The following is a 21,922-nucleotide window of genomic DNA, read 5'->3' as shown; positions in this document are numbered from 1 at the left end:
AATCATGCTAAAAAAATTAGCCTATATAACTCTATTTGCGGTATCACTTACCTCTTGTGGTGACACTCTGGATGATATTAATAAGAATCCAAATGCAACTGAAACACCATTAGCACCCTATTTATTAACCGGAACACTAAAGCAGGGAGCCGATTTGTACTGGGGTTCTGATAATAACTTTAATGCCTCTTTATTATTTGTACAGCACTGGGCTAAGATTCAGTATACAGAGCCGGACAGGTACGATGTATCGAACACTTCTTTCACTTCTTTGTGGAATACAGGTTACGCAACTTTGATTACAGATTTGAACACAATTCTGAAATTTTCAGATCAACAAGCAAACCCAAATTATAAAGGAATAGCACTGACACTGCGTTCATGGACATTTTTATTGCTAACAGATGCTTACGGAAGTATTCCTTATAAAGAAGCGGGTCTAAAAGTGACTCCGGCTTACAATACGCAAAAAGAAGTTTATACAGGATTGCTGGAAGATTTAAAACAAGCGCAGTCTTTACTAAATCCGACAAGCGGAAGTGTAACAGGAGATTTGGCTTATAAAGGAGATATTTCAAAATGGAAGAAGCTCGTTAATTCACTTCGTTTACGTATCGCATTGAGAATTTCCGATAAAGAACCGGCATTAGCCAAACAAGCGGCTATTGAAGCAACAACTGATGCTGCGGGAGTAATTAGCAACAATAGTGAAACTTTCAAGTTTACTTATACGAGTTCTCCTCAGCAAAATCCCGCTTCGGCCTGGTTTGAAACTCGTGATGATTTTCGTATTTCAAAGACATTGGTTGATAAGTTAAATGAATTATCAGATCCACGTTTACCAGTTTACGCTCAGCTGCCTACAGATCAAACTGTTGGTAAATATGTGGGGGGTGCAAACGGGTTATCCAATAGTGATGCTAATAGTCAGGGTTTTGCTAAAACGTCGAAACCGGGAACTTACTTCCTGACTTCATCGTCACCGGCTGTAATTGTTTCTTACTCCGAGGTATTGTTTAACCTTTCAGAAGCGGTAGCACGTGGTTATATTGGTGGAGATGCCGAGCAATTGTACAAAAATGCAATTACTGCTTCGTTCAACCAATTTGGAATCACGGATGCAGCAACTATTAATAAGTATTTGAATCAGGCTACTGTGAAATATGATGCAACCAATTATGCCAAATCGATAGGTACACAAAAATGGATTGCATTCTACGGACAAGGTCTTGACGCTTTTGTAGAGTGGAGAAGACTTGACTATCCGGTATTAAAAGCGGGTCCGGCTACAGTTTTGAACGGACAGATTCCTTCGCGTTTCTTTTATCCGGGAACAGAGCAATCATTGAACGGAACAAGCTACCAGGCCGCAGTATCCGCTCAGGGGAAAGATTTGCTGACTACAAAACTATGGTTTGATGCCAATTAAATCCTATTTGGAAATAACTGATTTATAAAAAATGTTTTTTTTTGAGAAACAGCCCTGCACTAAACCAATGGTGCGGGGCTGTTTGCTTTTGAAGGTTAAAAATTAAAACAAAGCCTAAATTTCGATTTCATTTCCCATTAACGGAACATTACATTTAAACTGGTAACGATTCTGAATTTTAATTCGCAGTTCATCAGCCGGCAAATTTTCGCCATGTACTAAAAAGACACACTTAGGCGTGTTTTTAAGAGCAGACAGCCAGTTTAAAAGATCATTTTGGTCTCCATGCGCAGAGAGGCCTTCTATCTGAAAGATTTTGGCTCTTACAATATAGTAGTTTCCATAAATTTTAATTTCTTTATCACCTTCAAGAAGTTTTCTTCCGCGAGTGCCTTCTGCCTGATAACCCACAAAAATAACAGTTGTTTTTTCAAGACTGATATAATGTTCAAAATACGACAATATCCGCCCACCAGTTGCCATACCACTTGCAGCAAGAACTACTTTAGGCTGAGGGTTTGCAATAATACGCTGTGTTTCTTCGTATTCGGAAACAATTCTAAACATTTTTGCCATGTCATGACAGTCCTCAACAGATAGCTTGTGCCACTTTAAATTCTCTAAAAAAACATGTAGGGCATTGGCGCCCATTGGAGTATCGAGTATATACGGAACATCAGGAATTCTGCCTTCTCGTTTGAGTTGCCACAACAAAAACATAACCGATTGGGCCCTCTCTACAGCAAATCCGGGAATGATTACGGTTTCATTCTGTGCTATAGCAGCATTAATCAGTGTTTCCAGTTCTTTTTTTACATCTAAATTTGGATGCAGTTTGTTTCCATAGGTACTTTCCAGAAAGATATAATCAGCCTTTAGGGGTTTGGTTGGCGGAAACATCAACACGTCATCATCGCGGCCTATATCGCCCGAAAACACTAAAGTTTTGCCCTCGACAGTTAGCGTAATACTGCAGGCTCCTAAGATATGTCCTGCATTTTCAAAAACAGCGGTGGTATCCTCTTCAATCGTTACGGCTGTATCAGGAGGGATGACTTTAAAAAATGACATCACAGCCTCAGCCTGTTCTACGGTATAAAGCGGCTCAGCCTGTGTGTGTTTCGAATATTGATCCTTGTTGGCCCTTTCGGCTTCTTCCTCCTGAATTTTAGCACTGTCCAAAAGAACCAGTTTTGCTATCGATTTGGTCGGACCGGTACAGTATATTTTGCCTTTAAAACCCTGAGCTACCAGCCGGGGAAGCCAGCCACAATGATCCAGATGACCATGAGTAAGCAGGACAAAATCGATACTGGAGGGTAAAACAGGTAAAGGATCCCAGTTAAGTTCCCGAAGTGATTTTATCCCCTGAAAAAGACCACAATCAATCAATATTCTGTTATTTTTAGTTTCTATGAGTGTTTTTGAACCTGTGACAGTTCCTGCACCTCCTATAAATTTTACTTTCATATCAAATAAGTTTACAAATTTGTGAAGCTTCGTGTAGTATATTTTTGATTCGGTTTTGGCTAAGTCCTATTTTAGACAGGCTTTGTGGATCGTCAATAAGGTCTTTTACCAATATCTGATCCAGAATAAGCAATTTTTCTTTTTCAACAAGTGATAAGGTGGTGAGACAGGTAATAGGGTAGAGCGCTCCTTTGTCTATTTTATTTTTAAGACTATTGTCCTGCGGATAATCCCAGCTTACAAGAGAGATTCCGCTGCAACTGGCAAAATCCTGCGCGTCTTTGGTAAAACGATTGTTAGTGACAATAATACAGGAATTAATACTTTCATTATTAGTAAATATAGTGTGTCGGTTTGCCTTAAGGTCATTAAAACGAGAAAGGATGTACATCGGTACTTTTACATCAGAAGAACCTTCTTTGCTGCCGTGAAACTTACACTCAATCATGGTAATTAGATTCTCCTTCATAATCGCCACATCCACTTCATGCGACACACATTTTCCTTGTAGTGTTAAATTTATTTTGGCTTTATAACCGTCTGCGGCATATAGTCTGGCGATGAATTTCTCAAAGAAAAAACCAGCCGGACCAAGCATCTGTAGCGCCAGCCTGATATTGTAGCGCCCTGCATGTCCATTTGCCGCTTTTTTTAGAATAGCAAAGGCCATTTTGTAGATTTCTTTGGTAGTGATACCATCATAGATTTGCTTTTCGATTTCGCCCAGAGATTCCTGAATAAGATCAGGTGCAGCTCCCGATTTTTTGAGAGAAAGTTTTAGTTTTTCTTTGTCGAATGGGACTTTGTGTCCAGAGTGCTTCGTTATTTTCATCACAGACAATGCGTTTAAGAGCTTATTCTGTTTGTCAAAAAAGAAAAACAGCAGCTTGTTGCTATTGAGTTTAGGTTCCCTGCATTTGCTTATATAGTAGGTTTTGGGAACGGTAATAGAATTTTCGAACTTTATTCGTTCGGTTACTCCTGAAACAGGAAAATTGAAGATTTGGTAGTAAGTTGGCAGAAGAACGGTTACAGATGGCAACAGGACACTGTCAATTACAACTTAATTGCTATTAAAAGTGTTTATTTTTTAAATAGTATACAAAGAGTAAGCGTACAAACAAATTTCGGTAAATATTTTTGATAATCAACGTTTTAAGCTAAAATTTAAGAAAGATAGAAGTGGTTTGAATTTTAGTATTATAAAATATTATTTTTATTGAGTCTAAATTAGGTTATATTTGCAACGATTAACCGCCTTTTTGTGATATAGCTTACTCAGCTGCTAGAAATTTAATACCATGTTTCTTTTTAATAGTCTTACGGCATTCCTGTTTAAAAGGATTGCAACTGTCCTTTCTGTAGCATTTCTGTTGCATTTTAACCCGGTTTTTGCTCAAAATATCCCTAAAATTACCCTTCAGATTACCCTTAAAGATGCCGAAAGTAAAGTTCCGTTAAAAGGAGTTTTGCTTTCTATCGAAGGAGCGCGGAAATACGAAACCCTGTCGGATGATTTTGGTGGTATCATTATAAAAAATATAGACAATGGTCGTTACAAACTAAAATTGATGTACCCGGGTTATGAAACGATCGAGACGAATCTGGAATTGAAAACAAATGAGAAGCTGTCATTCGAATTAGTTCTGTCTACCGTTCAGCTAAACGAAGTGGTCATAACGGCCGTAGAGTCACGTGGGATAACTAGTACCTCGATTATTGATAAAAAAGCAATGCAGCATTTACAGCCATCAAGCTTTACCGATTTATTGGAATTACTGCCTGGTGGACGCTCGAAGGATCCTGTATTTAATGCTTCCAATCATATCAAACTAAGAGAAGTGGGTATAGCCGATTCGAACTATGATATTTCCTCTCTGGGTACTTCTTTTGTGATTGACGGAATTCCTTTAAATACCGATGCGAACCTGCAAAACACCACCGGACCCAACCTGACGATAACGCCGGGGTCGGGATATGCCAATACGCGCCGAAACACCACATCGAAAGGGGTAGACATGCGCTCTATTTCTACAGATCAAATCGAGAGAGTCGAAATTATCAGAGGAATTCCTTCTGTCGAGTATGGTGATTTAACAAGTGGACTTATTAAAATTCAACGAAAAAGAGGGCGAAGTAACTGGGAATCGCGCTTTAAAGCAGATGAATTTAGCAAATTATATTATTTAGGAAAAGGTTTTGAATCGGAAGAGAAACGATTGGTACTGAACGTTGGATTGGATTATCTGAATGCAAAATCAGATCCGCGAAACAGTTTTGAAAACTATAAGAGAATCACGGCATCTATACGAGCACAAAAAACATGGGAAAATGATGCTCATCAGCTTCAATGGGATTCCAGTTTAGATTACAGTGGGTCTGTCGACAATGAAAGGGCAGATCCGGATGTAGGTTATACTAAAATTGACCGGTATTCCTCAAGTTACAATCGATTTTCACTGGCAAACTCTTTCAATTTAAACTTTAAAACGGCCACATTTTTAAAAGCACTTCATACATCGGCATCGATTAGTCAGCAATACGATAAAATAGAACAGACCAAATGGGTACAGGTATCCAGTGCAACGGCCATACCCAATACTAGACAACAGGGTGAATCTGACGGGATTTTTCTAACACCACAGTATGTTTCTAATCTTACTGTAGACGGAAAACCATTTGATGCATTCTTAAAAACTATGGGAGATTTTGAAATTCGTTTGTTTGGAATTACGCATGCTTTAAAAGCGGGCTCGGAGTGGACTTATTCTAAAAACAACGGAAAAGGGCAGGTGTACGACACCACACATCCGCCATCGCCTGAAATGTCTACACGTCCGAGATCCTACAAAGATATTCCTGCGAGTACAGATCTGTCATTTTTTGCCGAAGACGCCATTTCAATTCCACTTGGTAAACATCGGTTAAACATGGCTGGAGGCATCCGGGCAATGTCGTTATTGAATGTACCGTCGGCTTACTCCATTCACGGAAAATACTATTTCGATCCCAGAGTCAATACCCAATGGGTGCTTCCGTCCTTTAAAATGGGGAAACATGTTATGAAAGCAGAATTTACAGCGGGTTTTGGTCAGTATACTAAATTTCCAACACTGGCACAGCTTTACCCGGATTTTATCTATAACGATTTGGTACAGCTCAACTATTATCACAATATACCGGAGTACCGAAGAATTAATTTGATGACCTACAAAACGTCTCCGGTAAACTACGATCTATCACCGGCAATTAATAAAAAATGGGAGCTTCGTGCCGATTTTTCGTATGACAGCAATCGATTTTCGGTGACTCTTTTTAACGAACGTATGGATTCCGGATTTAGAAACAACTCGAGATATCAGGCGCTTTCGTATAAAAAGTACGACAATAATTCTATCGATCCTTCAACTTTAACCGCACCGCCTGATCTGGCACAGCTGCGTTTTGTCATGGATACTTTATTAACGTCTTACAACATCACCAATAACGGAAGTAAACTGCTTAAAAGCGGTATTGAGTTTCAATTCTCCTCAAAGCGTTTTACCGCGATCAATACCCGATTTACGCTGAATGGTGCTTGGTTTAAAACAACGTACACCAACAGCAGCCCGGTTTATAAAAGAGGACAAAAAGATATTGTCATCGACGGAAAAAGACTTCCTTATCTAGGACTTTACCAGTTTGATGATGGTTCTGAAAAACAGCAGTTCAATACCAATATAATTGCGGATACCTATGTTCCTTCTCTCGGATTAGAGTTTTCGGGTTCCTTCCAGTTTTTATGGTTTAGAAACGATCAGTCTACCCCAATGAACGGAACGCCTGTTGCTTATATCGATCCTTCGAGCAAACAGCATTCTTATCTTGAAAAAGACAAATCAGATCCTGTTTTACAATGGCTGGACATCAAGTACAATGAGACTTTGTTTCAAAAAAAAACAGTTCCAATGTCAATGAACATGAATCTGAAAGTGTCTAAAGATTTTTATAAGAGATTTAGAATTTCCATGTTCGTTAACCGACTCTTCAGCTACTATCAAAACTATGAAATCAATGGTCAGAAGATCGAGCGCAGAGGGCTTACTTCACCTTATTTCGGGATGGAATTAAACTTGAATTTTTAACTTTTAATATTAAATAAATTACCCAATTATGAGAATTAAATTACTACCCATTTATCTAACAATAGCCCTAATGGCACTCTTACAATCCTGTTCTAAAGATGATGATAACAGCAGCAAGGAAACGGCTTTAACCTTAACACTTGTAAATCCTGAGGATTTAAGCAGTGTTGCCTTTTCTGAAATTTCAGTTTCCTTTAAAGAGCGCAATACCGGTAAAGTCACACAAAGCAAAGCGGTATCGAACACCCTTGCGGTTGCGTTAAGCGAAGGTTCTTATGAAATTTCTGTTGATGGAAAAATTAAGTATACCATAGATGGAAATACGGTTGAAGCTACGGTAAGCAGTTATAAAGAATCGGTGGTGGTTACCGGTGGAAGTACAGCTGTTTCTTTGAATTTGTTCCTGAAAACAACTCAGTCTGATTTTGTGATCGAAGAGGTATTTTTTACCGGAACAAGGACTCCACAGGGCAAACAGTATTTAGGAGACAAATACTTTAAAATTCACAATAATACAGATAAAGTATTGTATGCAGATGGTTTAATGATCGCACAGTCAGAATTTATGACCACCGATAAACAGGAGTATACACCAAATATTATGGCACAATCGTTTGCTGCATCAGCTGTTGCAATTGTTCCCGGTAACGGAACCACTTATCCAATTGCTCCGGGTGAATTTTTTGTTATTGCCGAAGATGCGATCGATCATAAAGAATACAACTCGGCCTCAATGGATTTGAGAAAAGCCAATTTTGAATTTTATACTGAAGATGCCGATGATGTTGATAATCCGGCCGTTCCGAATATGGAAAGTTTATTCTCTTCTATGGTGATCCATAACAGAGGATTTAAAAGTTTTGTTATCGCTCGTCTGCCAATAACCAAAGCAAAATATCTTACGGATTACACCTATGACTACGAATACAATTTGGTAGTTGGAGGAGAAAGTTATCCAATGGGAGAAAGTGTTTATTCAATTCCAAACACTTGGATTGTAGATGCTGTTAACTTAAGTGTCGAATCAGAATTTCAATGGATTGTAACAGCACCATCATTGGATAAGGGTTGGACGTATTGTGGAAAAGTAGATTCAGATGCTACCCGTTACGGAAAAAGTGTTCGTCGTAAAGCGCTTTCAACTACTTCAAATGGTAATAAAATATTAAAGGACACTAACAATTCTACTTTAGATTTTAGTCCTGAGGCTAAACCCTCTTTAATGAATTAATGAATGTAATCATGAGCTTTCGTTCCCTGTTTCTATTTCTTATTTTGAGTTCGGGTATGCTGTATGCGCAGGACAGTACTTCGGTGCTGGTTCGCGTTCAGGAAGACTTGTCTCCTGAGCATAATTTTGTTGGTACCTTCTATAGTAATCCTGCCAATCAGCGTTATGCGCGTCGTTATTCATTATCAGAACTGAGTGCCGAGTATAGTTTGGCTTCACAACAAACCAATATGCAGCAATTGGGGAATGGAATTGGCCAGTTTCTGATCAACGCTAAATCGTACTATAAAATTAATTCTGAAAATACTGTTTTTGGAAACGCATATTACAAGAATGGCAAACGCAAAAAGGTGCATTGGAATGAAAGCTCAGATTATCAAATCATTTATCCGTATGTAACAGCTGATTCTATTGGAGGTGATCTTTCGTATGAGGAGTATTCTTTTAATGGTGGTTATACTAAAGCTTTTAGTAAAATGAACCTCGGTATTTCAGCTAATTACAGAGCTTTAATGGAGTACAGAGATAGTGACCCGAGGCCTAAAAATACCGTTTCAGACCTTAAGGTTTCGGGCGGTATTTCGGTAAACATTGGAGATCATTATGTTTTAGGAGCAGCGCTAAATCTGCAAAAATATACACAGTCTGATAATTTGAAATTCTTTAGCGAATTGGGCGCTCCGGCGGTTTATCATATGGTGGGGCTTGGTGTATACAATAAGCTGCTTACCGGAAATAAACTTAGCTCTTATTACGACGGAAGAGGATACGGCGGAAGCTTGCAGTTTTTTCCAAAAGACCGTAATGGTTTTGGATTATCGGCAGGATACGATCGGTTTAATTATGAAAAAATAATGACCGAATTTCAAAATCTTGTTGCGTCTGCTATTTTAGAAAATAGCTATGAAGCAGCCGTTTCTTATTTGAAAAAATCAGAAGAAAAGTTTTGGGGTACAAAGATTGGACTTTTTTATACCAACAGAGCGGGAACCGAAAACATATTCGACAATCAAAGTACAACATCTTACATTAAAATAGCCGAACATACGAAATACAGCAATCAGGTAACATCGGTTGTATTTTCGGGATTATACGCTGTTCCAACGCCAGGATTAACGTGGTCGGTTGCACCAAGTTTTAATTTAAAAAATACTGCAGAAAAATATAGCGATCCTTTGAGAACTGTAGACATACAACAAGGTATTGGCCGACTGGATTTTGCCGTTTCAAAACTCCTGTCTCAATCCTTAATCAATCTTTCGATTTCGTTGGAGCATAACTGGATTTTAAGTTCGGATAGGACATTGAGCGACCGAAAAGTTAATCAAATTTTTGACCTGCTCGATTCTAATTTTGCCTACTTATCAGCGGGGTATACCAAGGTAAATCTCGCGGCAAGGTGGGATTATAAATACAAACCCGATCTTAACTTTTTTGTCAAAACGAGTCTCGATTATTACAATTATTCCAAAAACTTGAACAATACTTTTTATCAAATGTCATTGGGGTTGACATTTTAACACGGATTATAAAATCTTTATCTACTCATAATGAAGTCTCTGATAGTAAAAACCTCTTTTTTTGCCTTTTTTACAGGTATTATTTATGCATTGCTAAGTTTCAGTGCTGCATTTAGTGAAAAAATAGCAAATTCCAACTGGCGTGAAATTTACAGTAAGCCCACTCATCAATGGCCAAAACCTACCGTTGACAAAGATGTCCTTTGGCAGGAATTTGAATCTCTGGCGATAGATACCAGTTATTACGACAGATTGGAAGATCCTAAAGTAATTTTAGGTCAAATGCTATTTTTTGATCCAAAACTTTCCGGTTCCAATCAGGTTTCCTGCAGCAGTTGTCATGATCCGGAGCTTGCCTGGGGAGACGCAAGAGAAAAATCTTTAGGCCATGACCATTTGCAGGGAAAAAGAAACACACCATCGTTATATAATATTGGAACCCGGAAATCCTTTTTTTGGGACGGTCGTGCAGCAACTTTAGAAGAGCAGGCGCAAGGCCCCATAACGGCACATCACGAAATGAATATGGAAGCGAAGAGCCTGGCCAAAAAGCTAAAGAAAATCAAAGCTTATCCGGTTTTGTTCCAAAATGCCTTTGGGAATTCTGAGGTTACCTATGAAAAAATCCTTCAGTCTCTGGCAGTGTTCCAAAAAACAATTCTCAGCAAAAGAAGTCGGTTTGATGCTTTTATTGATGGCGATTATACACAGTTATCCGATCAGGAAATATACGGGCTGCATCTTTTTCGTACCAAAGCAAGATGCATGAATTGCCATTCCGGAAAATACCTGACCGATGAATCCTTTCACAATATTGGACTCACTTATTACAAAAGAGAATACGAAGACTTAGGACTTTATAATGTTACCAAAAAAGCAGAAGACGTAGGGAAATTCAGGACGCCTTCTCTCCGTGATGTAACGTTTACCGGTCCGTGGATGCACAATGGTTTGTTTGATAATATCACCGGAATTGTAAACATGTACAACAGCGGCATGCACATGATCGACCCTGATGAATCGGAAAAAGCAGCTGATCCGTTATTTCCTAAAACAGATACTTTAATGCAGCCGTTGCATCTTAATGATGAGGAAATTGTGGCTTTAGTTTCTTTTATAAAAACATTGTCAGGAAGACAGTATAAAATGGAAAGACCACAAATACCTAGATAAATACCACATAAAAAAAATCCCATTTCGCAAGAGATGGGATTTACTTTTTAGGGAGTGAATAAAAACCTCCAGCCCGGACAAAAGTCCAAGCCAGAGGAGCAACAGGCATATATTTCTTTAAATGTTTTATTCATAGGATAAATAATCCAAAGTGTTTTCTGAATAGAAATACGGCACTTATTAAAAGGAATATCCTAGTGTTAAGAGCCAGTTCGAAGGCGCACCAGGGAACAAACGAATATAGTCGTAACCCCCAACCCAGTACGTTTTATTGGTGATGTTGTTGGCATTCACCTGAATTTTAAACTTATTGATGCTGTAATACAATGCCGCATTAAACAATGTATAGCCCGGAATGGTTTGTGTTACCGTTTGACTTAAGTTGCGGGTGGTCACAAAATTAGTCCCAAAAGCCAGACCAAAATCTTTTAAAGCACCATCAGTAAAGTTGTAACGTGTCCAAACATTCCCTTGTTGTTTTGGCGTATTGGGTTTTTGTCTTCCAATTTCAGTACCTACGGGGCTTTCGGTAATTGCTGCTTCATTATACGAATAAGCCGCAGAAATACTCCAGTTTTTGGTAATGCTTCCGTTCACATCAATTTCGATACCTTTTGATTCTTCCTCACCAATGGCTCGCATCAAATCAGGATTTATTGGATCATTTGCAGGATATAAAGTGTTTTTTTGCTGAATTTTAAATAAAGCCACCGTTACAAAAAGTTTCTCTTTAAACCAGGAAGATTTTCCTCCAAATTCAATCATATTGCTTTCTAACGGATCAAATGGCCCTCCCGCATTCGGATTGGATAAAGAAGAAGCAGTTTGCGGATTGTATCCCTTTACGTAAGTTCCGTATAAATTAATATTTGGATTAAGGGTATAGGTAAGTCCAAAACGCGGCAGAAACGAATGCTGTTTTACCTTCTTTTCGGTTGCTTTTTTGTAGTTCTCTTTATCTGTATATTCGTCGTAACGAACTCCTATTAAAGCCTGAAATGCACCAAACTTAATGTGATCCTGGAGGTAAATTCCGTACAATGAATAATAAGTCGGGTCAAACGGACGAGCGGCATAGAAATATTTGCTCATGTCTTTTAACTGCTGTGATGCCGAGGGGTTGGTTAAGTCAAAATGCGCCACATTGGGAACCGGATTCCCTTTGGAATCTAATAAATAGAGATTCTTCTTTTTAGGATCGTAGGTTGCAATTGAACCTGTATTGGCTGCGTTTCTGTACCCTGTTGCCTGAAGCTGAGAACCTCCTGCCGGTACCTGTTCCTGTGCATAATCATAGCCGGCAATTAAATTATGATCTAAAGCACCGGTTTTTGCCTGATACTTAAAAAAGGCAGAAAGATTATCAATATAACGCTTACGCTTGCGTTGGAAAACCTGCATTTCGATTGCGGTTGGAATAGTGGTTCCGTCACCGGCTGAAGCATATTTGTTGGCACCACGATGCTCCAAAAGATCCTCCGTATAACCTGTACGGATATAAGAAGCAGAAAACGACAAACGATCGGTAAACTGATGGTTTAATGAAGTCGTAACAATATAAGTTTCTTCATTTAAATAATCATTTGTAGAATTTAATGAATTCGAAGTTTTTGTCGAATATAAATTATTCTCATAAGTAGATTGTCCACGATCCAGGATACTTTTCGAACCTGTATAAATCAGGTCAAAGTTCACACTGGTTTTATCATTTGGAAGAAAGGAAAGAGAAGGAGCGATAACAATATTTTTATCGAATTGCAGATCTCTAAAGGAATTTGCATTTTCATATCCTACATTTAAACGGTATAAAAGCGACTTATCTTCAGTCAGAGGACCTGTAAAATCGGCTAAGGCTCTTAACGTATTAAAACTTCCTGTTGAGAAACTAACACTGTTTGCGGCCTGATCCAGTGGTTTTTTAGTCACACGATTTAAAACTCCTCCCGGAGAAGCATTACCAAACAAAGCCGAGGAAGGCCCTTTTAAAACTTCAACACGCTCGAGGTAATTGGCAAGAGGCTGTTTCCAGAATCCGGTAGAAGTTCGCATTCCGTTTAGTAACTGTGTATTGCTTCCTCCGTTAATTCTAAAACCACGAATCGAAATGTCATCGTAAAAAGTAAACTGGCTCACACCGCTAAAGTTTTTTACCACTTCACCTACACGAATCGAACCCTGGTCAGCAATTAATTCTTTTGTTGCATAAGAAACAGCTTGCGGAAGATCTTTTAAAGCTATTTCGGTTTTGGCACCAATAAAGGATTTTGTGTTTTTATAAGACTTCTCCTTTCGGCCTGTGATCTCTACCGTTTGTAAAGTATTGATGTTTTCCTGTAAAACGATCGAAAGTTCAAGGTTTTCATTTAGTTGAAGCTCAACTCTTTTTTCCTGTGCAGAAAACCCCATTGCCGAAAAATGAAGGGTATACGTTCCTGGTGTCAGGTTGTTGAATTCAAAGTTTCCTTTGTCATCAGAAGTAGTGTTTTTTTTGAGGCTTTTAAGAAACACAGAAGCATAAGATACAGCTTCATAGTTCTGGGAAACGATCTTTCCCGTAATTCTGGCATTTTGCGCCTGACCAAGACTAGAAATGGCCAGCAGCAAAAGTAAATAATTGAATTTCATGGCGGTTATTTATATTATGATTTAAAAATTAGGTCACAAATATACTGTTATTATTTAGACTAAATATAAATAGTAAAGAAAAGAGAGAGATTTAACAGAATAATTTAGGCAGAAGATTTAATTTTTGTAAGGCATCGAATAGAACACAATCTTTTTGAATGCCATTTATATAGAGTAAAGGCTATATTGAAGCAATTCCGATTCGTAAGAAAGAAGATTTTTATTTGATATGCTTTTCAGATTCGTTTGCATACTATTTTTTTTACGATTTCAAAAAAAGACAGTTTGCTTTTTGTTTGAGCACCTTATATTTTATTACTAATTTTAGAGTACAGTTAGGATTTGGTTCTGTATACCATTGCCTAAGAATAAAATCAGAATCGTATATAACGTATAGCTACCAGTATGAGTCAATCACAAAATGTTACCGATTATCCAAACAACAACACCATTTTTATGGTTTGGAAATTTAAAAATCAGACCGATATAAAATCTGCCTTTAAGAAAGTGTGTTCGTTGATCAGTAATTTAAACAATTCCTTTACCATAAGAATTCCCGACGGACGAAGCAGCTGCGTAATGGGGGTTGGGCATGACGCCTGGATAGCACTTGACTTACCGAAACCTTTACCGAAAGAATTGGTGAATTTTGAGCCAATAAAAGGAGCAAAACACACCGCAAAATCTACCGCAGGTGACCTTCATTTTCATTTAAGAGCACAAAACGCAGCCATTTGTTTTGATATGGCTATGGCAATTTCGAAGGTTCTCGAGCCGGTTGCGGAATGTTTGGAAGAGATCCACGGATTCAGATATTGGGACGGTCGGTCTATCATTGGTTTTGTAGACGGTACTGAAAATCCGATAGGCGATGAGAGAGATTTTTTTGCAATAGTAGGTGAGGAGGATGCTGCCTATAAGGGTGGAAGCTATCTGTTTGTACAGAAATATTTCCATAACATGAAAAATTGGGAAAATCTATCTACAGAAGAGCAGGAGAAAGTAATTGGAAGAACTAAAATGAATGATATTGAATTGGATGATGAAGTGAAACCGGCAAACTCACACAGCGCGCTAACCGCAATTACAGATGAAAATGGCGAGGAACTTAAAATTGTTCGGGACAATATGCCTTTTGGAAATCCTTCTAAGGGGGAAGTTGGAACCTATTTTATCTCTTATGCCAGTACATTTAGTACCACCAAAAAAATGTTAGAGAATATGTTCATTGGTAATCCACCGGGAAATTATGACCGCATACTGGATTTTAGCACTGCAGCAACCGGAACATTATTTTTTGCACCAAGTTTTGATGTATTAGATCAATATGCTGACGAATAAGATTATTTAGACTATAAATGCTAAACCAAATACCAATTGGCAACCCAAATTTTATGGAAATTGAAAAAACTAGTGAAGAGAATGTACATCACTTTTTATTCGACCTGAAAAAAGAAGGAGAAGGAGAGAAGCAGGCAGCTTTAATTATTCAGAAGTACATAAAAGAAGGCAATATAAGCGAAGACGAAGAGAACACGCTTAAAATTCAGCTTTCCGATTCGTTGAAAATAATTGGTATCGGCATTCCTTTTTTACTGCTTCCGGGCGCTTCTGTCTTACTACCAATACTGATAAAAGTGGCCGATAAATACCATATTGAACTGATGCCGTCAGCATTTGACAAAACTGACGGCGAGACCTAAACGGTTGCAGTTTACAGTTCCTTTATGCTCTCGTATATTTTTGGATCGTGTTTTTTAATTTTAATTTTAACATACTTTGATGCCGGCATATTGCTGTCTTTTACAACATTGTTTACAGAAACCAAAACGTTGGTTTCGGGAAAATAAGTAACAGTATTTTTCTCGGGTATCTGATAAGAAACAATAACGAATAAAGGCGCAATTCGTTCGATACCATCATCATAATTAAATAAATCAACTTTGTCGCCCGCTTTTAATCCTGCTTTTTCAATATCTTTTGGATTCATAAACACAACGCGACGTTCATTTTTTATACCACGATAACGATCATCAAGACCATAGATTGTGGTATTAAACTGATCATGAGTTCGGGTTGTTGCCATCATGTACTCATCAGGAGCAAGTGCATTATTCGGTACTGAAGTTAAGGTAAAGGGCGCCCGGTCCCCAAATTCTTTTGTGATAAATTGCCCGTCACGCGCTGCGTTAGGCAGGTAGAAACCTCCTTTTTGACGCGCTCTGACATTATAATTTTCAAAACCCGGAATACACTTTTCAATAGCGTCCCTTACGGCATCATAATTATCGTGATAGCCTTGCCAGTCAATAACCGATTTGCTTCCTAATGTTGCTATCGCCATTCTACAGACAATCTGTGTTTCATTAATTAAGTTATCCGAGACAGGTTTTAGCATTCCTTTAGATGATTGTACCACACCCATTGAATTTTCAGTAGTTATAATTTGAATTTCGCCGTTGACAATGTCCCTGTCACTTCGCGATAATGTTGGCAGTATGAGCGCTTCCTGTCCGTGAATAAGGTGAGTTCGGTTTAACTTGGTAGATACGCAAACGGTTAAATTTAGTTTTCTTAAGGCACTGGCGGTATAAGTGGTATCAGGTGTTGCAGATAAAAAATTACCACCCATACAAAACAGCACTTTCACTTTTTCTTCCTGCATGGCTTTAATGGCACGAACAACATCATAGCCGTGTTTGCGGGGAGGATTGAAGCCATAAAATGCCTGTAACCGATCGAGTTGTTCGTCAGTAGGTTTTTCGTCAATCATCATAGTCCTGTTTCCTTGAACGTTGCTGTGACCACGTACCGGACAAACACCCGCTCCGGCTTTACCGATACTTCCTTTGAGCAGCAATATATTAAGGATTTCTCTAATCATCTCGACACCGTTAGGCTGTTGTGTAAGCCCCATTCCCCAACAAACAATAATTCGCTTTTTGAAGGCTAAAATTTCTGCAGCTTCATACAACAGCTCTTTAGAAACACCGGATTGTAGGGCGAGTTCTTCAAGGTTATAAGCGTCAAATTGTTTTAGAAAAGCATCGTATCCTGTTGTTTTTTCTTTGATAAAATCATAATCAAAGACTTTTCCGGGGTTTTTCTTTTCAAATTCAATTAATATAATTTCGATCGCTTTAAGCAAAGCCATATCGCCGTTTATTTTTACAGGTAAATAAAGATCTGCCAATTTAATACCGCTTCCAATAATTCCATTTACTTCCTGTGGGTTGTGAAACCCCATTAAACCTGCTTCCGGCAAAGGGTTTATCGCAATGATCTTTGCTCCGTTTTTTTTGCCTTTTGACAATGCACTCATCATTCGGGGCGCATTGGTTCCGGGATTCTGACCAATGATCACAATGACATCTGTATCATAAAAATCATCCAGCGTTACAGTGCCTTTTCCGATGCCAATTGTAGGTCTTAGAGCTGATCCGGATGTTTCATGGCACATATTGGAGCAGTCGGGCATATTGTTTGTACCAAATTCTTTTGCAAAAAGCTGGTAGAGAAAGGAAGCTTCATTGCTTGTTCTTCCCGAGGTGTAAAAAGCAGCCTCATCGGGAGATTCTAATGTATTGAGATGATCGGCTATTTTTTTAAAGGCAGCATCCCAACTGATAGGCTCATAATGTGTCGCGTTTTTAGGTAAATACATAGGGTCAGTCAGTCGGCCCATTTTGCCAATTTGATAATCGTCTAGTCTGGCAAGTTCGTAAACCGAGTTTTCTTTAAAAAAGTCAGCTGTAACTTTTTTGGTAGTAGCTTCTTCTGCCAGTGCTTTGGCGCCGTTTTCGCAGTATTCGCCCAGAGGAGATCGCTCGTCATCGGGATCGGGCCATGCACAGCTTGGGCAGTCAAAACCCCCAACCTGATTCATTTTAAACAAAGCTTTTGTACCCCGAACAAGTGTTTTTTCTTCAATGAGATCACTAAAAGCTGCGATTACAGCGGGTACACCAGCAGCCCACTTTTCTACTTTTGTAAGCTTGAGATCTAAAAGTCTATATGGATTTTCAGCGTTTGGTTCTTTTGGAACTTTACCGTCGGTGTTTTTTTTAGATTGATCTTCTTTCATAACTTTTGCATTTAAGTAGTATACTCGTAAAAAATCTGGATCATTATAATTTTAATAGTAGCGGTACAAAATCTATTTTATTGTTTGTATGAAGTCGGGATTACTACCTGATCAGTAGAATTGTAGATATTGAATCTCTCTTTTTTAAGGAACCCCAGTAGGGTAATGTTAAATTCTGCGGCCAGTTCAACTGCCAGGCTTGAGGGCGCACCAATAGCAGCTACAATTGATATTCCGGCCATAGCCGCTTTTTGAATTAACTCAAAACTGATTCTGCCGCTCAGTAGCAAAATGTACTTGTTTAAAGGCAATAGGTTTTCAGCCAGAGCCTTACCAATTAGTTTGTCTAAAGCATTGTGCCGTCCAACATCCTCCTGCAAAAGCCCTAATTCCCCCTCAATAGTAAAAAGGCCCGCCGCATGAATACCTCCTGTAAGAGCAAAACTACTTTGGCCAGCCCTTAATTTTTCGGGTAATTGATAAAGCACAGTTGTTGATAGTTTAAGCTTAGAGTTTTCTACATTTTTAAAAGCACTAACTGTCTTAATGGACTCGATAGAGCTTTTTCCGCAAACTCCACAACTTGAGGTAGTATAAAAATTTCTGTCTGTTTGTACCAAATGAGGAATAAAATTTTCGATGAGATCGACCTGAACTATATTTTTCTTTTGTGTTACACAGGACTTTTCTATGTGGTAGACTTTTTTGATGTTTTGATAAGAAGAGATAATACCTTCCGTGAATAAAAAACCAACCGCAAGATCAAGATCATTCCCAGGTGTACGCATGGTCACCGAGATGTTTTTTTGTATTCTTTCAGTCTCAGAACCATAACTAATCCTTATTTCAAGAGGCTCCTCTACAGAGAGAACATCGGAGAAGTAAGAACTTTCAAACCCATCTACTTTTTTAATACATATATCTTTAATAGAAACTAACTCTGAATCCTTCATTTCCGTATATCCTTTTTAAAAGTTGACTAGTAAATTTAATAAAAAAACAAATATAAAAAGAGGTATGATTCTTATTATGATGGTTTTGAAATGAGCGAACCAGATTCTGTTTTAGGTTAGAACTGTTAAAAAGTTAGAAAAGAACATAAAAAAAATCCCACTTCATAAGAAATGGGATTTTTGGTATATCTAGAGATACAAATTTAAAACTATTTTATCCAAGATTTGATTTTTAGTGTTTCGGATAAATTGTTTTGCAACCTATAGATATTATTGAGCATCCCAAGTTGCACTAGGAAAATAAATTGAACTTGTTACGGGAGCTTTCCAGTATTCCTGACTGCCGCCACGGAAGGTGTGAAGACTTACAGCATTAACATTTCGCTTTGAATCGTTGGTTACCCAACGTATGGTTTGATTTAATAACTCAGTACCATTTACATAATATTTGACATATCCGTTAGTGTTGGATCCGGTATTTAATTTAACAGAGATCTGGCAGTTGTAGGTAACTCCTTCTTGTATGAAGTACTTTTTTCCAAAATCATTTCCAAATTGTCCCGGCTGATCTTTGTAATATACATACGGTTGAAGATAAGCTCCGCTTCCTATAGACGAGTTTGATCCATTTGGGCAATACCACATAAATCGGGCACTACCACCATTTCCATCCCATCCTGGGTCACCGCCAGTGTTCTGATCACCAATTAGAATACCATATCCGCATTTACCGCCTCTGCTCCAGTAAAATCCGGAATTAAATCTCATCTGAAACCAAACAGTGTAAACGCCTTCTGACCAAACGCCGTACGATGTACACAAACCACCCGGACAGGATAAGGTGTTGGTTTGCAATGTGATGGTTCTTGCACCGGCACTGCCTGCTAATGCTGCAGCAGCTGAAAGAGCCTCTTTTTTGGTGTTTTCTTGTATCTCATTGTTGACGATTTCTGACTCGTCTTTAGTAACACTTTGCGGGGCATTGACCTCCTGTTCCTTTTCGCAGGAACTAAACACTAGTACTGTAATAAATAACAAACTTGCTAATTTTAAGATTTTTTTCATTTTTAAAACTTTAAGGTTAATAAATAATTAATGGTTAGTAAAGAATAGATTGTAATTACATCATTGACCTTGTAACAAAAAACTTTTTTAATTATCAAAATCAGTATCAGGTAATTGACACTGTAAAGTTGATTAATAACAATTTGTAAGAGGATTAAAAAAGTACGATTTTAGGTACGCAATAATCCCGTTTAGTTATTTTTCCTATTATTTTTTTAGTTTCTAAAAGCAGCAGTAGTGGAAAGACGCAGGATAAAATACCTCAAAAGAGCATAAAGCCTTTCATTTTGAATGGCTTATTCTATCAGTTTGATAGGGATTTTTAAATGGTATAGAAACTTAATTCTTGCAGTTGTTTGTTTTCCAGTTACTTATGTTTTTTTGGGTTGTTTTGGCATATCGTTTGTCTTTATAGGTGAAAATCAACTCAAAAGTTTTACCTAAATCAATAGTAGTAGGATTGGTTTTGATAAGTATAAAACTTTTTATGACGGTTGTATCAACTCCATATAACCCAAACAGTATCAAACAAAAAAAATATGAAAGCAAATAAAACAAGAGATAAGGAGATTGCGAAACTATATGCATCAAATAAACCCATGCAAAACAAAGATAGAATCATCAACTTAATCGTTTTTGCTTTAGTTTTATTCCTTACTGTTTTTCTAATTTCTCAATTGATGTAGAAAGTATTTAATTTAAGATGATAAAAGCCTTTCATCTCAATAAAAATTTTAATAAGCTGTTAAGATTTTTTTTAAGAATCACATTAGATATCATAAGTCCCATCATATACCTAAACAATTATGAAAATTATAAACCCTATTATAGATCCCAGAATAAATATATCTAAGAAGTTTTATTCTTTTTCTGATTCATCCCGTAACAAGGCAATATCTTCAGGTGTTAAAGACACGGAAGAAGCTGTTGATTTTATTATTGAAAAAGCCAGATGCAGTCATACCTATTGGATCAAAGAAATCTGTGAAGCCACATTGTTAGCCGCTAAAGCTCGTGGAATAGGTATTTCGGAATGCGCTCCAGAGCTGTTGGAAGCAAAAATGAAAAAAGGAGATGCTGTCATAGCATTTACATCAGACGGAAGATGGGCAGGTTTTTCTTCTATCAATTCATGGGAAAACGAAAGCTATGTTTCTAATTCAGGATTAGTTGTAGCGCCCGAGTTTAAACATACCGAACTTGCAAAAAAGATAAAAATAAAAATTTTTGAGTTGAGTCGCGAGAAGTACCCGAATGCGCGTATATTTAGTTTAACGTCAGATCTCTCAGTAGTAAAAATATATCATGAACTCGGCTTTAAACAAGTGAGCTCTTCGGAGCTAACCTCAAAAGAAGTGTTTTGGAAGAGCTGTAAATCATGTGTAAATTGCCCTGTACTAATGAATAGGGAAAGAAAAAACTGCTTGTGTACGGCGATGATTTATGATCCAAAACATGATACGGCAGTTGTTGATCAGAATAAAAAAGATGTTGTATTAAAGGATAAGGTTTTGTTGGAAGAATTGCGTCTAATTAAAATCAGGTCATTAAATTTTCTCTCAATTAAGATCTGAGATTTTAATAGCAAAAGGACAGTGCAAAAGCTTCAATATCTTGTCTTTTTAGCATGATGTTTTGATCTAAATTATTAATTTTAAATTAGATAATGAGGGTGTTAGTGTATAGTGTAATCTTAAAAAATTCTAAAAAATGAAAATGATAGTAAACCTTAGAGCCGGTCTGCTTTTTCTGATGATTATTTTTCTTTCATTAGTAAGTGCATACTATAATTTTTCGATTGAAAAAGATACGGATGATATTTTGAAAGCTAATTTCAATACTTTGGAATATTCCAGAAATATGCTCCTTTCATTAGACGAGATAAACACAGATAAAACAAAGGCAGTAGCTGTTTTTCAGGACAATTTAACCAAACAAGCAGGCAACATCACAGAAGTTGGTGAAGATAAAGTAACGGGTAATCTGCAAGAGAATTTTGATTCTTTAAAAAAGAACCCAACCGCTGAGAACTTTAAAAGTCAAATTCGTCAGGATATTTTTCAGATCATGAAATTGAATATGACTGCGATTAAAAACAAAAATGAGATTGTCAAACATAAAACGGAAACTGCCAATTTCTGGATTGCTATTTCGGGAACATTTTGTTTTTTGTTAGCTTTTAACCTGGTACTGAATTTATCGAATCGCATTAGAAATCAATCTGCTGATAAGCACAAAGAGTAAGATT

Annotated in this window: 16 protein-coding genes; 10 read left to right on the top strand and 6 right to left on the bottom strand. The window is 37.6% G+C overall.

Annotated elements, in window-relative coordinates:
- Positions 1–4 precede the first annotated feature (4 nt).
- Entirely contained in the window at positions 5–1,429 is a 1,425-nt protein-coding gene (locus tag OGZ34_RS16115; protein ID WP_263360897.1) for a SusD/RagB family nutrient-binding outer membrane lipoprotein, read from the top strand.
- A 114-nt stretch (positions 1,430–1,543) separates the two neighbouring features.
- Here OGZ34_RS16115 and OGZ34_RS16110 read toward each other — a convergent pair whose 3' ends face one another.
- Together OGZ34_RS16110 and OGZ34_RS16105 are read right to left on the bottom strand one after the other, a co-directional pair.
- Positions 1,544–2,899, bottom strand: coding sequence for an MBL fold metallo-hydrolase (locus OGZ34_RS16110; RefSeq protein WP_263360896.1), 1,356 nt, complete (start codon positions 2,897–2,899; stop codon positions 1,544–1,546).
- Between the two features lies 1 nt (position 2,900).
- Positions 2,901–3,731 (bottom strand): restriction endonuclease, encoded by an 831-nt coding sequence (locus OGZ34_RS16105; RefSeq protein WP_263360895.1) that lies wholly within the window; start codon positions 3,729–3,731, stop codon positions 2,901–2,903.
- A gap of 469 nt (positions 3,732–4,200) precedes the next feature.
- On the opposite strand from OGZ34_RS16105, the gene OGZ34_RS16100 reads away from it, so the two are divergent.
- The 4 genes from OGZ34_RS16100 to OGZ34_RS16085 are packed head-to-tail and all read left to right on the top strand — an operon-like array spanning position 4,201 to position 10,947.
- Complete coding sequence (locus tag OGZ34_RS16100; RefSeq protein WP_263360894.1) at positions 4,201–7,023, top strand: TonB-dependent receptor; 2,823 nt, start codon at positions 4,201–4,203, stop codon at positions 7,021–7,023.
- Positions 7,024–7,051: 28 nt separating this feature from the next.
- A complete protein-coding gene (locus OGZ34_RS16095; protein ID WP_263360893.1) occupies positions 7,052–8,254 on the top strand; it encodes a DUF4876 domain-containing protein in 1,203 nt (400 codons plus the stop codon).
- An 11-nt stretch (positions 8,255–8,265) separates the two neighbouring features.
- A complete protein-coding gene (locus OGZ34_RS16090; protein ID WP_263360892.1) occupies positions 8,266–9,774 on the top strand; it encodes a DUF6850 family outer membrane beta-barrel protein in 1,509 nt (502 codons plus the stop codon).
- A 30-nt stretch (positions 9,775–9,804) separates the two neighbouring features.
- A complete protein-coding gene (locus OGZ34_RS16085) occupies positions 9,805–10,947 on the top strand; it encodes a cytochrome-c peroxidase (RefSeq protein ID WP_263360891.1) in 1,143 nt (380 codons plus the stop codon).
- A gap of 180 nt (positions 10,948–11,127) precedes the next feature.
- Here OGZ34_RS16085 and OGZ34_RS16080 read toward each other — a convergent pair whose 3' ends face one another.
- Positions 11,128–13,572, bottom strand: coding sequence for a TonB-dependent receptor (locus tag OGZ34_RS16080; RefSeq protein ID WP_263360890.1), 2,445 nt, complete (start codon positions 13,570–13,572; stop codon positions 11,128–11,130).
- Between the two features lie 405 nt (positions 13,573–13,977).
- Here OGZ34_RS16080 and OGZ34_RS16075 point away from each other — a divergent pair, with 405 nt between their 5' ends.
- Positions 13,978–14,913, top strand: a complete 936-nt coding sequence (locus OGZ34_RS16075; protein WP_263360889.1) for a Dyp-type peroxidase — start codon at positions 13,978–13,980, stop codon at positions 14,911–14,913.
- Between the two features lie 53 nt (positions 14,914–14,966).
- Positions 14,967–15,275, top strand: a complete 309-nt coding sequence (locus OGZ34_RS16070; RefSeq protein WP_263360888.1) for a hypothetical protein — start codon at positions 14,967–14,969, stop codon at positions 15,273–15,275.
- A gap of 11 nt (positions 15,276–15,286) precedes the next feature.
- On the opposite strand, the gene OGZ34_RS16065 is transcribed toward OGZ34_RS16070, so the two are convergent.
- From OGZ34_RS16065 to OGZ34_RS16055, 3 genes are all read right to left on the bottom strand, one after another.
- On the bottom strand, positions 15,287–17,656 hold the full coding sequence (locus OGZ34_RS16065) for an FdhF/YdeP family oxidoreductase (protein WP_263360887.1): 2,370 nt from the start codon (positions 17,654–17,656) through the stop codon (positions 15,287–15,289).
- Positions 17,657–17,733: 77 nt separating this feature from the next.
- A complete protein-coding gene (gene fdhD, locus OGZ34_RS16060; protein WP_263360886.1) occupies positions 17,734–18,609 on the bottom strand; it encodes a formate dehydrogenase accessory sulfurtransferase FdhD in 876 nt (291 codons plus the stop codon).
- 270 nt (positions 18,610–18,879) lie between these two features.
- Positions 18,880–19,674, bottom strand: coding sequence for a polysaccharide lyase (locus OGZ34_RS16055; protein WP_263360885.1), 795 nt, complete (start codon positions 19,672–19,674; stop codon positions 18,880–18,882).
- Positions 19,675–20,213: 539 nt separating this feature from the next.
- On the opposite strand from OGZ34_RS16055, the gene OGZ34_RS16050 reads away from it, so the two are divergent.
- From OGZ34_RS16050 to OGZ34_RS16040, 3 genes are all read left to right on the top strand, one after another.
- Positions 20,214–20,360 carry a hypothetical protein gene (locus OGZ34_RS16050; protein ID WP_263360884.1) on the top strand — a complete coding sequence of 49 codons (147 nt, stop codon included), beginning with the start codon at positions 20,214–20,216 and terminating at the stop codon, positions 20,358–20,360.
- A 120-nt stretch (positions 20,361–20,480) separates the two neighbouring features.
- Complete coding sequence (locus OGZ34_RS16045; protein WP_263360883.1) at positions 20,481–21,248, top strand: GNAT family N-acetyltransferase; 768 nt, start codon at positions 20,481–20,483, stop codon at positions 21,246–21,248.
- Between the two features lie 136 nt (positions 21,249–21,384).
- Positions 21,385–21,918 carry a hypothetical protein gene (locus tag OGZ34_RS16040; protein WP_263360882.1) on the top strand — a complete coding sequence of 178 codons (534 nt, stop codon included), beginning with the start codon at positions 21,385–21,387 and terminating at the stop codon, positions 21,916–21,918.
- Positions 21,919–21,922: the final 4 nt, after the last annotated feature.

The sequence above is a fragment of the Flavobacterium collinsii genome, assembly GCF_946903285.1.
GTDB lineage: Bacteria > Bacteroidota > Bacteroidia > Flavobacteriales > Flavobacteriaceae > Flavobacterium > Flavobacterium collinsii.
The sequence above is the reverse complement of the archived record's forward strand: the minus strand, read 5'-3'. Positions and strand labels throughout refer to the sequence as shown.